Raw genomic sequence first — 14,704 nt, forward strand, 5'->3', positions numbered from 1 at the left:
CTATGGGTTTTGTTCCGTTATTTCGCAGATAACGGAATGGAAATATAAGCCGCTGTGAATCAGTTGGATATACAAGCCCTATGATTCAATAAAAATGTAAATTTTGTTTTATGAAGATAAGAAATGAAATTATTTGTTTTTGCCGGTTCAATAGGCGTATGAAGGGCAAAAGACGGGGATAGCAGTCGGAAACAAGGATTTATTTCAAAGGAATGTGTATGTATCCTTCTTGATCGAGCAACCGATAGCCGATGCCTAATTGCAGGCACTCAGTTGTTATGATTTTTCTTGAATAATTGGAGAGAGAGCCATCCAAAATAACAGTTTGAATGCGAAACAAGGAGGTAAGTTCCTTGATGCCACCCTGATAGCCGTGAGAGATGTAAAGGATATCAATGGGTAGAGGATGTGCAGCGGTTTTCTTATTCCAACGGTCATCATTAAGTAAGCAAATCCGTTTGCCTTTATAGGTCAGTATGTTATTGCATAGAAAGATAGAATGATTGTCATATCGTTGGGTTAGAATCAGTGGAGTGTTTAGCCCCATGCTATTCCAATGGGGAGCCAATGACTGGCAGAGCCGGTGTGTGCGGGGAATGCTGTCAGAGCATACGAGCCATGATTGCGGGCCGTTTGACAGACAGTGTACTGAAGGACAGTCTGAAATGTTGTAGAAAGCAATGCCTGGAGACGGGGTATGACGGACGAGTATGGTTGTGTGATAGATGCCGAATATCAGTAGGGCACTTAGCAGGGCGTAAGCGTTGGCCGGTATGCGGAACTTTAGAAAACGATAGAATAGCAGCAATGTCAGATATAGGAGAAAGACCTCGTATGCATCCAGATAGAGATGGTCGATAGAGGCGTATGGCCACAGCTCGGTTTGTTGGAGTACACTGTTTTGTACTTGTATGAGTTTTCCGATGTAGGGAGCCATGAAAGTCTGTAACGGCTCGAAAGGTGTAAGTAATAACAGAAAGATTGCGGCATAGAGAATGAGGGATACCATAGGGATAACCCATAGGTTGGTGAATAGGAAATGGGTTGAGAAACGTGCGAAATAGAAGATAACCAGAGGGGCTGTTCCTATTTGCGCCGCAATGGAAACGCTCATTAAACTCCAGATTTTACGGATAAGCCAATATCGGCTTTGGCAGAGACGGTTCAACTTAGAATAAAACATCAGGATGGAAGTTACGGCGGCAAAAGAGAGTTGGAACCCCACATCGAACAGCCACATCGGATGGATAATCAGCATGAAAAATGCAGTTGTGGCCAGTGTGTTGGCAGAAATGGCTTTCTCAGGTTGAAGATGAGACAAGGTCAGTATGGAAAACATGCAGACGGAGCGTACTACGGAAAGGGATAACCCCGTGAGAAAAGCAAATCCCCATAAAAGAATGATAATCAAGGTTAGTAACGGAAGTTTTAAGAATCGGAGACGTTTCCAAATGGGAGCTGTCAGGAACCATAACAGTGCATATAGAAAGCCGATGTGCAGACCTGATAATGCTAATACGTGGCTGGCGCCTGTTTTCGAATAAGTCTCGATCATCTCTTCGCTTAGTTCGTCTTTGTCGCCTACGGTCAGGGCAGAAAGTATGGCCAGTTCGTCCCCTTGGAAACCCAATTTGCGGTAGAGGCTGACAATCTTTTCCTGTTGGTCGGCTGCTTTTTGTCGAAAAGTCCGTAAAGAATCATGTCCGGTTTTCTGCCAATATCCTGAAGGTATGAAGGACGTTCCGCTGATGCCACGACGCTGTAGGAAGCGTGCGTAGTCGAATTCATGAGGAATACCTTTATTGGAAAGAGGGGCGATGCGGGCATGTATCCATAAGCGGTCGCCTCGTTTCAAAGTGGTGGCTATCGAGTCTGGTTGAAGGTAGAGCAGGACTTGCGGATGATTAGGGGCAGTCGTTAGGGTCGAGTCTTTTGAAAGAATAAATGTGACGACAGCCGGACAAAGTACACTGCGTGCCTTTCTTTCTGGGGTTTGGTTGATTGTTACTTGATAAACGGCGGGACGGTTAGAAACCGGGAATGTCGTGGCTGATACTTGTCGGGCGGTTAGAGTGAAGCCTATAGTGATGATTAACAAGAACAGACAGGCTCCGAACCAATATTTCCAATTCGTGAAGAAGCAGATAGGAAGGAGGATAGTCAGAAACGTAATGCCTCCTATACATACACTTATAGGAACTGCATGCGGAAAAGCATCTCCACATACAATCCCTATGACTAACGGTAGCAACAGTCGCAGAAAAGGATGCTGTTGTAATGCAGCAACGAACAAGAGCTGTTATATCTTTACAGGTTCTTCAATGCGTGAATCATTTCTTCGGGAATAGACGCGGAGAAAACGGCATTTCCCACTACAAGAGCATCGGCCCCGGCTTTCATAAGGCGGGCACCCGTTTCCAGATTGACACCGCCGTCCACTTCTATCAACGCTTTTGAACCGGTTCGGGTGATAAGTTCGCGCAGATCGCGTACTTTCTCCACCGTGTTCTCGATGAACTTCTGTCCGCCAAAACCTGGATTGACTCCCATGACAAGCACCATGTCTACTTCACGAACAATATCTTTCAGCAGCGTAACGGGCGTGGCGGGATTGATGGTAACGGCGGGTTTCATGCCTGCTTCTCGTATTTGTTCCACCACTCGGTGCAGGTGTGGACAGGTTTCGTAGTGTACGTTCATGATTTCTGTCCCCAATGCCTTAATTTCAGCAATGAATTTCTCAGGTTGTACAATCATCAGATGTACGTCGAGAGGTTTCCGGGTCAATCTAGCCACATGCTTTAGAACCGGAAATCCGAACGATATGTTGGGTACAAAGACACCGTCCATGATGTCGATATGCAGCCAGTCGGCTTCACTTCGGTTCAGCATGTCGATGTCGCGGGCAAGGTTCCCGAAGTCGGCAGACAGGATGGAGGGGGAAATGATAGGTTTCATAGGCTTTTGTATCTCGCTGTTTTCTGTAAGGGAAAAGGCTGTTTTTCTTGTCTTATTCCATTGTTATTTCATTTTAAACGAATTGTCTATGTGGAAACCGCGAAGCAGTTCGTCGGTCTTCAGACGTTTCTTGCCCGGCAGTTGCAGGGAACGGATGCTGACAAAGCCGTCTTGTGCGGCTGCGTGGATATAGGTTTTGCCATCGGTGAGAAGGCTTCCGGCTTCCAAATTGTGGTGGGGCTTGATGATCTTTTCAGTTTCAAAAACTTTCAAAACGACTGTCGTCCCGTCGGGTTGTACCAGTTCAGTCCATGCTGAAGGGTAGGGAGACAGCCCGCGTACAAAGTCGTAGATGCGTTTCACAGGCTGCTTCCAATCAATGCGGCATGTTTCCTTGAAGATTTTAGGAGCCGGTTTCAGTTCGCCCGTCATGCCCATCTCTTCCTGCGGGATGCTGCGGATGGTACCGTCGAGGATGGCATCCACAGTCTCGGTCACCAGCTTGCCGCCCAGCATCATCAACTTGTCGTGGACGATGCCTGCGTCGTCTGTGTCGGCAATGGGGACATGTACCTGCTGGATGACTTCGCCCGTATCTATCTCATGCTTCAGGAAAAAGGTGGTTATCCCCGTCTCTGTCTCGCCATTAATGACAGCCCAGTTGATGGGGGCGGCTCCTCGGTATTGGGGTAGGAGTGAGGCGTGCAGGTTGAAAGTGCCCAAACGGGGCATGTTCCACACGGCTTCGGGCAGCATGCGGAAGGCCACGACAATCTGCAAGTCGGCCTTCCAGGTGCGCAAGGCGTCCAAAAACTCTTCGTTCTTCAGCTTTTCGGGCTGGAGCAGGGGCAGGTTGTGTTCCAGCGCATACTGCTTGACGGGCGAGTATTGCAACTTGTGCCCACGCCCGGCGGGCTTGTCGGGCATGGTGATGACGCCGACTACGTTGTAGCCGCCTGCCACTAAGCAACGCAAGGCCTCCACCGCAAAGTCGGGCGTGCCCATATATACGATTCTCAGTTCTTCTTTCTTCATGTTGTTCGTTAATAGGTTTAGAATATGTTCAGAGACTATTCATCCGAGAAGCGCACCAGCACTTCGCGGTACGAATTGAATATCTTCGATTTCGAGACGAAGCCCAGATACTTGCCTTCCTGGTCGACGACAGGCAGGTTCCAGGCTTTGGTATCGTCGAAAGTCCGCATTACCTGTTCCATACTGTCCGTGTCGTAGAGGCGGCCGGGGGCTGAAGTCATGAACTTATTGACGGTGAAGCGGTGGTACAACTCTTGGCGGAACATGATGTTACGGATGTCGTCCAGCAAGACAATGCCCAGCAGCTTTCCTTCTTCGTCGGTAACGGGGAAAACATTGCGCTTCGATTTCGAGATGGCTCGTACCATTTCGCCTAAATCCATTTCGGGATGGACAATTGCAAAGTCCTTCTCTACTACGTTTTCTACTTTCATCAGTGTCAGCACTGCCTTGTCCTTGTGGTGGGTTAGCAATTCACCTTTCTTGGCCAAACGCATGGAGTAGATGCTGTGAGGCTCGAAGACGATGATGGTTAGGTAGGAACTGACGGATACAATCATCAGCGGCAAGAACAGGTCGTAGCCGCCTGTCAGCTCGGCAATGAGGAATACGCCTGTCAGCGGGGCGTGCATCACGCCGCTCATTACGCCTGCCATGCCCATTAGAGCAAAGTCCTTTTCGGACAGGTAAGCCGTTACGTCGAACTCATTGCTGAAGTGCGAGAAAACGAAACCTGCAATACAGCCTAAATAAAGCGAGGGAGCGAAGATACCGCCGCAGCCTCCTCCTCCGTTGGTAGCGATCGAGGCAAACACCTTAAAGAGGATGATGAGCATCAGATAGACGAGTAGCAGGTCGCCGTGTCCGTAGAAAAAGGAGTTGTTCATTACCGTGTCCCACTCGGCATTAGTCGTACCGTTCAGTAGCAGTTCGATGGTTTCGTACCCTTCGCCGTAAAGGGGCGGGAAGAGAAAGATGAGAATACTTAGCGTGGCGCCGCCTACGGCAAGTCTCTTGTATGGTGTGTGCAGGCGTCCGAACAGGCCTTCCACAGAGTTCAAAGTGCGCGTGAAGTAGAGTGACACTAATCCGCAGAAGATGCCCAACATGATGACGTAAGGGATGCGGTTCAGCTCAAAGGGCTGGTCCAAGTGGAACTGGAATAGAGCCTCCTGCCCTGTCATAACGTAGGATACCGTAGCCGCCGTTACCGCCGATATCAGCAGAGGCAGCAGCGATGACATAGTAAGGTCTATCATCAGCACTTCCAACGTGAATACCAGTCCGGCGATGGGTGCCTTGAAGATACCGGCTATCGCACCCGCCGCACCGCATCCCACGAGCAGCATCAACGTGCGGTGCTCCATTTTGAAAATACTGCCCAGATTGGAACCGATGGCTGAACCTGTCAGTACGATAGGTGCCTCTGCTCCAACCGAACCGCCGAAACCGATGGTAATGGAGCTGGCGATGATGGACGACCACGTATTGTGCCGCTTGATGCGTCCCTGTCGTCGTGAGATAGCATAGAGGATGCGCGTTACTCCATGACTGATATCGTCCTTTACTACGTAGCGCACGAACAGACCGGCCAAAAAGATGCCGACCACAGGATATACCAAGTAGAGGTAGTTGGCTGCCGTTGTGTCGAAGTTCTCGGTCAGGAAGTCCTTTATCCAGTGGATGAGTACTTTCAGTATTAAGGCAGCCAAAGCCGTAAAGATACCTACCAAGAAACTGAGTATCAGGATGAAGTGTTTCTCCTTGATGTTCTTCTCGCGCCAGACGAGGAAACGTTGCAACAGATTTTTTCGTTCTGCTTTCATTATTGTCTGATGATTTTGATGACGCCGCCTTTGTCCAGCTTGATGATGCTCGACGGTTTGGTCTGGGCGGTTTCCTCGCGGCGGTAGTCCACGATGTAGTCTACGGCCGCCTTGATTTCTTCGCTGATTTCGCCGAAATTCAGCGGCGAAGGCTGTCCGCTCACGTTGGCTGAGGTCGACACGATTGCCTTGCGGAACTGCTGGCACAAGCGTTTGGAGAATTCCTCATTTGTGACGCGGATGCCTATACTACCGTCTTCGGCCAGGAGGTTGGGAGCCAGGTTGCGGGCATCTGAGTAGATGATGGTCAGCGGCTTGTCGGCCAGTTCGATGAGATCCCATGCCACTTCGGGCACATCCTGCACGTAGAAGTCTACCTTGACGGCCGAGTCGACCAGTACCAGCATGGCCTTGCTGTCGGTTCTGCGCTTGATTTCGTACACGCGGCGCACGGCTTCCTCATTGGTGGCGTCGCATCCGATGCCCCAAATAGTGTCTGTGGGGTAGAGTATTACTCCGCCTTCGCGCATCACCTGGCAGGCTTTTTTTATTTCTTCGTTCATCTTGTTAAAGTCCGTTTAAAAGTGATTGTTACGCAAAAGTAGGTATTTTATTCCATTAAAGGAAGACTGGCTGTGCTTTTTTAGATGGGTTTCACCTGATGTCTGCCCCCCACATCATTTTGTTACGTAATGTATTGAAAAAAATATGGTCGAATCGTTTGATGACTTTAATCGTATAATCGGCGCGTGAGATTGTGAGTCGGGTCGTTTCTTTACATGATTCGCTGCGACCATCAATGGCTACAAGGAAGTTGTGGCTGCGGCTTTCCACATCTAAAGTGATAGTCCAGTCGTCGCAGATGACGATGGGACGCATGTTGAGGCTGTGTGGTGCTACAGGAGTGATGGCAATGGTTTTGCTATGGGGGACGATGATGGGGCCTCCCACACTGAGTGAATAGGCCGTGGACCCGGTAGGAGTTGCGATGATCAGTCCATCGGCTTGGTAAGTAGTGAGTGGAGCGCCATTGATGGCTGTATGGATGCTGATCATGGACGAACTGTCTCGTTTGAGGACGGCAATTTCATTGAGGGCATAGGGACAGTGCATCAGGTTCTTGTCGTTGCAGTCCAGCTGGAGTACACTGCGCTCCTCTATCTTATAATGGCAGTTGTAAATATCTTCAAGGGTACTTTCCATCTCTTTAGGAGGAATGTCGGCCAAAAAACCCAGACGGCCGGTGTTGATACCTAAGATAGGAATGTTTTTTTTACCTACCCGGCTGGCTGCTTTCAGAAAGGTGCCGTCACCTCCAAGACTGATGACGACATCTGCATTGAAATCATCACCGTCGAATAGTTCGACCGGAGGGAGAACTAAATGAAGGGGCTCTGTCAGAAAATTGTAAAACTCCTGACAGATGCAGATTTGAGCATCATGTCGGGTCAGGAGTTTGAACAATTCTCCTGCGTACGAAGACTTCTTGGCTTGATAAATGTTTCCGAATATGGCAAATTTCATATGACAGGTTTGTTATTAGCTTTGCAAAGATGCTATTTTTTTATAATATTCCTCTATACTTAGGACTATTATTTGTACTTTTGCCCAAAACTATCGTTGGAATTATGACTAAATTGAGTGTAAATATAAACAAGGTAGCAACTCTGCGTAATGCGCGTGGAGGGAATGTACCGGACGTCGTTAAGGTGGCGCTCGACTGCGAAAATTTTGGTGCAGACGGCATTACGGTTCATCCACGTCCAGACGAACGTCATATTCGTAAAAAAGATGTGTTTGATTTACGTCCATTATTACATACGGAGTTTAATATAGAAGGATATCCTGCGCCGGAGTTTATAGATTTGGTGTTGAAAGTAAAGCCTCATCAGGTGACATTGGTTCCAGATAGTCCTACCCAGTTGACTTCGAATGCAGGTTGGGATACTAAAACTAACTTCGCTTTTCTGAGCGAGGTGCTCGATTGCTTCAATAAAGTAGGTATACGCACATCTGTCTTTGTGTCTACGGATGTCGAAATGATAGAGTATGCCGCTAAGGCTGGCGCCGACAGGGTAGAGTTGTATACAGAACCTTATGCTTCGGGATATGCCAAGAATAGAGAAGAAGCTGTAGCTCCTTTTGTAGAAGCTGGTAAATTTGTTCGCAATTTAGGTCTTGGACTGAACGCCGGGCATGATCTCAGTTTGGAAAATTTGAATTATTTTTATCAAAACATCCCTTGGTTGGACGAAGTCTCGATAGGGCATGCATTGATTTGTGATGCATTGTACTTAGGTTTGCAACGTACTATTGAGGAATACAAAAAATGTCTTCATTAATGAATGTAATGTTATTATTGGCCCAAGTGGCTCCGGCAATGGCCGACTCGATAGTGGGTGCCAATCCGGTTTTGACTCCGGTTGTAGGTCCGGAAGAGATGAGTTTATGGAGTATGGCTGTGAAAGGCGGCTGGATAATGGTGGTATTGGGATTGCTTTCACTGCTGTGTTTCTATATCTTGTTTGAACGGAATTATGTTATCCGTAAAGCAGGGAAAGAGGATCCTATGTTTATGGATAAAATTAAGGATTATATCCTGGCTGGGGAGATAAAGGCTGCGTTGTCTTATTGCCGTAGTGTGAATGCTCCTTCAGCGCGTATGATTGAAAAAGGTATCAGCCGTTTGGGGCGTCCTGTAAGTGATGTTCAGGCTGCTATTGAAAATGTAGGAAATATTGAAGTGGCCAAACTGGAGAAAGGATTGACTATCATGGCTACTATAGCCGGTGGAGCTCCTATGATTGGCTTTTTGGGAACGGTGACGGGTATGGTTCGTGCATTCTTTGAAATGGCTAATGCTGGAAATAATATTGATATCACCCTGTTGTCTGGTGGTATATATGAAGCTATGATTACCACTGTAGGAGGCCTAATCGTAGGTATTATTGCGATGTTTGCCTACAATTATTTAGTGACACTTGTTGATGGAGTGGTGAATAAGATGGAAGCCAAGACAATGGCCTTTATGGATTTATTGAATGAACCATGCTAAAACGAAGAGCCAAAATATCGCCTAATTTCAGTATGGCGTCTATGACGGACGTGATATTCTTGCTGCTGATTTTCTTTATGATTACATCGACGGTGGTTTCGCCAAATGCGATAAAGGTCTTGTTACCTCAAGGTAAACAACAGACATCGGCTAAACCTTTGACTCGTGTGATTATAGATAAAGATCTGAATTTTTATGCGGCTTTTGGAAATGAAAAGGAACAGACTGTGACATTGGAAGAACTGACTCCTTTTTTACAGCAATGTGCAGAAAGAGAGCCGGAAATGTATGTCGCCTTGTATGCAGACGAAACAGTTCCTTATCGGGAAATCGTGAAAGTGCTGAATATTGCGAATGAGAATCACTTTAAGATGGTGCTGGCTACACGGCCGCCTGATGGAAAATGATAAAGAGCAAACGGATTGGCTTTAATTGTCATATTAATAAAATCTGATTGTGACTCAAAAAGAGAAAGGTAAATATATAGGTTTAGGCGGGGCATTATTAGTACATATTGCTTTGATTGCTTTCTTGATATGGGCAGGCTTTATTGTGCCTGCGCCGGCTGAGGAAGGAGGAATGCCTGTGATGCTGGGTGAAGTGTCTGAAGCATGGGGGACTGCAGACCCTTCTTTGGTGGATGTAGACGTGATGCCGGAAGAAACAGAACCCTTACCTGAGGAAGCTGTTGAGCAGGAAATAATGACTCAGGAGTTGGAAGAAACTGTTACATTGAAGCCTGAAACTAAATCTGCCAAAAAGGACAAAGTGAAGAAACCTGAAAAGACTGAGGCAGAGAAGGCGGAAGAGGCGCGACGACTGGCTGAGGCTAAAGCAGAACGTGAACGTAAGGAAGCTGAAGAGGCTGCCCGTCGTAAGGTTGCAGGTGCTTTTGGAAAAGGTGCGCAAATGGGAAGTAAAGGTAATTCAGAGGGAACGGGTATTCAAGGAAGCCCTGCTGGGAATGCTCAGGAAGGAGCTACAAGTGGTGTGGGGGGATATGGTACATTTAGCTTAAACGGACGTACTATTGGAACGGGCGGTTTGCCCAAACCCGTTTATAATGTGCAAGATGAAGGAAAGGTTGTAGTAAACATTACCGTGAACCCCGCCGGCCAAGTGATTGCTACTAGTATTAACCGACAGACCAATACGGTAAATTCGTCTTTGCGCAAGGCGGCTGAGGATGCAGCGAAGAAAGCTCGTTTCAATACAGTTAGCGGATTGAACAATCAATCGGGAACTATTACATATTATTTTAACTTGAAATAAAAAAGGAGAACTTGACTATGGGAACTGTTTATGTCTTTTTTGCAGACGGTTTTGAAGAAATGGAAGCCTTTGCGGCAGTTGATGTCTTGAAACGTGCAGGTGTAAATGTGTCAATGGTATCTGTCACGCCAGATGAAATTGTTAAGGGGGCACATGGCATTTCTGTATTATGTGACAAGAATATTGTGAATTGCGATTTTTACGATGCGGAGATGCTGGTATTGCCTGGCGGTCTGCCTGGAGCAACGACACTAAACGAATGTGAAGACTTACGGAAGGAATTATTGAAGCATGCTTCCGCAAATAAGGCTATTGCTGCTATTTGTGCGGCACCTATGGTATTAGGTAATCTTGGTTTGTTGAGAGGTAAAAAGGCTACTTGCTACCCCGGATTTGACAAATATTTGGATGGAGCTGAATATACGGGTGCAATGGTTGAAAAAGATGGTAATTTTATCACGGGTAAAGGCCCAGGTGCAGCTATAGACTTTGCGTTGGCTTTAGCGGAACATCTCTGTGGCAAGGGAAAAGTGAAAGAATTAAAGAATGCCATGTGTCTTACAAAATGAGACTCCTATGACGCAATATGTTCTAATTGTAGCTGGAGGTAAAGGTTTGCGTATGGGGAGAGATATTCCTAAACAGTTTCTGCCGATTGGTGGAGTGCCTGTCTTGATGCGTACCATAGATGCCTTTTATGCTTATAATCGGGATATACAAATAATTTTAGTGCTTCCTCATGACCAGCAGACGTTTTGGCTGGATTTATGTAGGAAGCACCGTTTTGAGCGTCCTTGTCGGATTGCAGATGGGGGCGAAACTCGTTTCCATTCTGTTAAAAACGGTTTGGCTTTGGTGAAAACACCTGCTTTGGTTGGCGTGCATGATGGTGTACGACCTTTTGTTTCCTCTGAGGTTATTCGGCGTTGTTATGTGGAGGCTTCACAGAAACAAGCTGTGGTACCTTGTATTAATGTAGTTGAGACGTTGAGACATGTGCAAGAAGAGGGTAGTGTTACGGTACCTCGTGATGAATATCGGTTAGTACAGACACCGCAGGTTTTTGATGCGACTTTGCTGAAACGGGCTTATGAACAGCCCTATAGCCCACAATTTACAGATGATGCGTCTGTTGTCGAGTCAATGGGAATGGTAGTCTCATTAATAGAAGGTAATCGCGAAAATATTAAAATTACAACCCCTTTCGATTTGAAAATGGCTTCGGCTTTACTGGAAGAATGTTCGATTTAACAACTCAAGACATAAAATATTTGCCTGGAGTGGGGCCGCAACGTGCAGTTACGTTGAATAAAGAATTGGGCATTTATACCTTACATGATCTTCTGTATTATTTCCCATATAAATATGTGGATCGCAGTCGACTCTACTCTATTCGTGAGATTGACGGAACGATGCCTTATATTCAATTAAAAGGAGAAATACGTAGCTTTGAGTTGGCGGGTGAGGGACGGCAGCGAAGATTGATTGCACATTTTACGGATGGTACCGGTTTCGTAGATTTAGTTTGGTTTCAAGGCATTAAATTTCTGACAGGAAAATACAAGGTACACCAGGAATATATTGTTTTCGGGCGGCCAACTGTATTTAATGGACGTATCAATATTGCACATCCCGATGTAGACTTGGTTACGGAAGTAAGAAAAGATGTAATGGGATTGCGTCCTTATTACAATGCTACAGAAAAGATGAAACGGTCTTTTCTGAATTCGAATGCGATTGAAAAACTAATGGGGGTGCTTGTTCAGCAACTTCGTGAACCCTTACCTGAAACTCTTTCTTCTGAGATTTTGACAGAACATCATCTGATGCCTTTAACAGAGGCACTTATGAATGTTCATTTCCCAAGTAATGCAGATTTGCTGCGAAAGGCTCAATATCGGTTGAAGTTTGAAGAATTATTCTATGTGCAACTTAATATATTGCGTTATGCCTGCGATCGTTTGCGGAAGTATAGAGGATATGTATTTAGTCAGATTGGGGATATTTTTAATACTTTCTACCGTCGTAATCTTCCTTTTGAATTAACTGGAGCCCAAAAACGAGTGCTAAAAGAGATACGGCATGATTTAGGAAGCGGACGTCAGATGAACCGTTTGTTGCAGGGAGATGTTGGAAGTGGAAAAACATTGGTTGCCCTGATGAGTATGCTTATAGCTTTGGATAATGGTTATCAGGTGTGTATGATGGCACCGACAGAGATTTTAGCCAATCAACATTATGAAACAATACGGACATTGCTTTGCGGCATGGATGTGCAAGTAGAATTGTTGACGGGCTCAATTCGTGGAAAGCGGAGGGAAGCTATTCTGCAAGGTTTGTCTTCGGGTGAGGTGAAAATATTGATAGGAACCCATGCGGTTATAGAAGATACAGTCGGTTTTGCTTCTTTAGGATTGGTGGTTATTGACGAACAACATCGTTTCGGGGTAGCTCAACGGGCTCGTTTATGGACTAAAAACGAACAGCCTCCCCATGTATTGGTGATGACGGCGACTCCTATCCCTCGCACATTGGCTATGACACTATATGGAGATTTGGATGTATCTGTTATAGATGAATTGCCGCCAGGGCGTAAGCCGATTGTAACTATTCATCAGTTTGACAATCGTCGTGAGAATTTATATCGTTTTGTTCGGACTCAAATTGCGGAAGGAAGACAAATTTACATCGTTTATCCGTTGATTAAAGAGAGTGAAAAAATAGATCTAAAAAATCTTGAGGAGGGCTATTTACATGTATGTGAGGCATTTCCTGATTGTAGAATATGCAAAGTACATGGTAAAATGAAACCTGCGGAAAAAGATGCGCAAATGCAACTATTTGCTTCTGGAGAGGCTCAGATAATGGTTGCTACGACTGTAATCGAAGTAGGGGTAAATGTTCCGAATGCTTCGGTCATGATTATTGAGAATGCGGAGCGCTTTGGATTATCTCAGTTACATCAATTACGTGGACGGGTAGGGCGTGGGGCTGATCAATCATATTGCATCTTGATGACGGGTTATAAATTGGCTGATGATACACGTAAAAGGTTGGGAATTATGGTACATACGAATGACGGCTTTGAGATTGCAGAGGCTGACTTGAAGTTGCGTGGTCCTGGTGATTTGGAGGGAACGCAGCAAAGTGGAATTGCTTTTGATTTAAAGATTGCAGATTTGGCTCGTGACGGCCAACTATTACAATATGTACGTGAAGTGGCACAGAAAGTAGTGGATGAAGATCCAGAAAGGAAATTGCCCAAAAACGAAATCTTATGGAAGCAATTAAAGGTTTTGCGCAAAAACAATGTTAATTGGGCTGCTATTAGTTGATGGATGTTAAATATTTAGTTGATATCATTGATATGTTGTAAAACATAAGGAGACGCAACTATTTGTTTATTAATTGCTTATGGAGTTTATTGAAGTTCGTGGAACTTATTCGAAATGAAAAAATACTTAATCCGAGGTGCATTATTTCAAAGATTAATGCTAACTTTGAAACAATTTTTGAAAGCGCAGGCATTCGTATGTGTGGAATGACATGGAATTATAATGTCGTTGGCGGATATGAAAAATAAATAGATGAAGCGGAATGAATTATACAGGATTTAAATTGTTTCTTTGTGCAGTTGCGACAATGGTGAGCTTGAACGCCTTTTCACAGGATCTCATTGCCCGTCAGGCACCTATTGATAGAAAGCTGAAGAGCGTGGATTCGTTGGTATTGCAAAAGCAAATTCGTGCGGAGCAGTCCATGTATCCTGCTTTCGATATATATCCTTCTTGGAATACAACCTCTGTTCATGTTTATGGTGATGCCATTATACCTGATAAATACACGATTGATTTGACAGGCTTTTGTATGCCGACTGAACATACACGTATCAATGACGTATTTGGATATAGACCTCGTCGTCGTAGAGCACATTATGGATTGGATATCAAGGTTTATATCGGTGATACCATTCGTGCTGCTTTTGACGGGAAGATACGTGTTGTTGCCAATCAAGGTCGTCGGGGATATGGAAAATATGTTGTGATCCGTCATGACAATGGTTTGGAAACTATTTACGGACATCTTTCGAAGCAGTTGGTTGGTGTAGATCAATTGGTGAAGGCTGGTGAACCGATAGGATTGGGTGGAAATACAGGGCGTTCTACAGGATCGCATTTGCATTTTGAAACTCGCTTTTTGGGGATTGCTATAGATCCAGCTTTGATGTTTGATTTTGAGAAACAGGATATTGTAGCTGATACTTATACTTTCGAGAAGAAGGCGAAGAATACAAATGGATCAGCATCGCGCAGTGATTTGTTCTATAAGGTGAAGAGAGGTGATACGTTGTCGAAGATTGCGGCTCGTCAAGGAACGACAGTTAGCAAGCTATGTCAACTGAACCGTATTACTGTCAAAACGGTTTTGCGGCCGGGACAAGTATTGCGTTGCTCATGATAAACGTAAAACAATCTTGATATGAGAGGGTGCTTTAATATAATTTAGAGTGCCCTCTTTTTCTTTATTTTTTAATTATTCCTAACTTTGCAACCTATTT

At 45.4% G+C, this 14,704-nt stretch carries 14 protein-coding genes; 8 read left to right on the plus strand and 6 right to left on the minus strand.

What is annotated here, in order from left to right; translation table 11 throughout:
• Positions 1-199: 199 nt before the first annotated feature.
• From Q0Z70_RS06920 to Q0Z70_RS06945, 6 genes are all read right to left on the minus strand, one after another.
• Complete coding sequence (locus tag Q0Z70_RS06920) at positions 200-2,251, minus strand: ComEC/Rec2 family competence protein (RefSeq protein ID WP_298073370.1); 2,052 nt, start codon at positions 2,249-2,251, stop codon at positions 200-202.
• Between the two features lie 56 nt (positions 2,252-2,307).
• A complete protein-coding gene (gene rpe / locus Q0Z70_RS06925) occupies positions 2,308-2,958 on the minus strand; it encodes a ribulose-phosphate 3-epimerase (protein ID WP_298073371.1) in 651 nt (216 codons plus the stop codon).
• A gap of 63 nt (positions 2,959-3,021) precedes the next feature.
• Positions 3,022-3,993, minus strand: a complete 972-nt coding sequence (gene fmt / locus Q0Z70_RS06930; protein WP_298073372.1) for a methionyl-tRNA formyltransferase — start codon at positions 3,991-3,993, stop codon at positions 3,022-3,024.
• Positions 3,994-4,028: 35 nt separating this feature from the next.
• Positions 4,029-5,819, minus strand: a complete 1,791-nt coding sequence (locus Q0Z70_RS06935) for a chloride channel protein (protein ID WP_298073373.1) — start codon at positions 5,817-5,819, stop codon at positions 4,029-4,031.
• On the minus strand, positions 5,819-6,382 hold the full coding sequence (locus Q0Z70_RS06940) for an L-threonylcarbamoyladenylate synthase (protein ID WP_298073374.1): 564 nt from the start codon (positions 6,380-6,382) through the stop codon (positions 5,819-5,821). The genes Q0Z70_RS06935 and Q0Z70_RS06940 overlap by 1 nt, the downstream gene beginning before the upstream one ends.
• Positions 6,383-6,473: 91 nt before the next feature.
• Positions 6,474-7,343: an NAD kinase gene (locus Q0Z70_RS06945; protein ID WP_298073375.1), complete on the minus strand. Its 870-nt coding sequence runs from the start codon at positions 7,341-7,343 to the stop codon at positions 6,474-6,476.
• Between the two features lie 104 nt (positions 7,344-7,447).
• Here Q0Z70_RS06945 and Q0Z70_RS06950 point away from each other — a divergent pair, with 104 nt between their 5' ends.
• The 8 genes from Q0Z70_RS06950 (at position 7,448) to Q0Z70_RS06985 (ending at position 14,604) form a co-directional block, all read left to right on the plus strand.
• Positions 7,448-8,161 carry a pyridoxine 5'-phosphate synthase gene (locus Q0Z70_RS06950; protein ID WP_298073376.1) on the plus strand — a complete coding sequence of 238 codons (714 nt, stop codon included), beginning with the start codon at positions 7,448-7,450 and terminating at the stop codon, positions 8,159-8,161.
• The gene (locus tag Q0Z70_RS06955) at positions 8,161-8,874 is read left to right on the plus strand and encodes a MotA/TolQ/ExbB proton channel family protein (protein ID WP_298073377.1); all 714 of its coding nucleotides are present in this window, start codon (positions 8,161-8,163) and stop codon (positions 8,872-8,874) included. Before Q0Z70_RS06950 ends, Q0Z70_RS06955 begins: the two co-directional genes overlap by 1 nt.
• A complete protein-coding gene (locus Q0Z70_RS06960; RefSeq protein WP_298073378.1) occupies positions 8,868-9,281 on the plus strand; it encodes a biopolymer transporter ExbD in 414 nt (137 codons plus the stop codon). The genes Q0Z70_RS06955 and Q0Z70_RS06960 overlap by 7 nt, the downstream gene beginning before the upstream one ends.
• A 49-nt stretch (positions 9,282-9,330) precedes the next feature.
• Positions 9,331-10,146, plus strand: a complete 816-nt coding sequence (locus Q0Z70_RS06965) for a TonB family protein (RefSeq protein ID WP_298073379.1) — start codon at positions 9,331-9,333, stop codon at positions 10,144-10,146.
• Positions 10,147-10,163: 17 nt separating this feature from the next.
• Positions 10,164-10,715, plus strand: a complete 552-nt coding sequence (locus tag Q0Z70_RS06970; RefSeq protein WP_298073380.1) for a DJ-1 family glyoxalase III — start codon at positions 10,164-10,166, stop codon at positions 10,713-10,715.
• 7 nt (positions 10,716-10,722) lie between these two features.
• Positions 10,723-11,397 carry a 2-C-methyl-D-erythritol 4-phosphate cytidylyltransferase gene (locus Q0Z70_RS06975; protein WP_298073381.1) on the plus strand — a complete coding sequence of 225 codons (675 nt, stop codon included), beginning with the start codon at positions 10,723-10,725 and terminating at the stop codon, positions 11,395-11,397.
• A complete protein-coding gene (recG, locus tag Q0Z70_RS06980; protein ID WP_298073382.1) occupies positions 11,385-13,481 on the plus strand; it encodes an ATP-dependent DNA helicase RecG in 2,097 nt (698 codons plus the stop codon). The genes Q0Z70_RS06975 and recG overlap by 13 nt, the downstream gene beginning before the upstream one ends.
• Before the next feature lie 262 nt (positions 13,482-13,743).
• Positions 13,744-14,604, plus strand: coding sequence for a M23 family metallopeptidase (locus tag Q0Z70_RS06985; protein ID WP_298073383.1), 861 nt, complete (start codon positions 13,744-13,746; stop codon positions 14,602-14,604).
• Positions 14,605-14,704 lie beyond the last annotated feature (100 nt).

This window comes from uncultured Bacteroides sp. (assembly GCF_947632445.1).
In the GTDB taxonomy this organism is placed as follows: Bacteria; Bacteroidota; Bacteroidia; order Bacteroidales; family Bacteroidaceae; genus Bacteroides.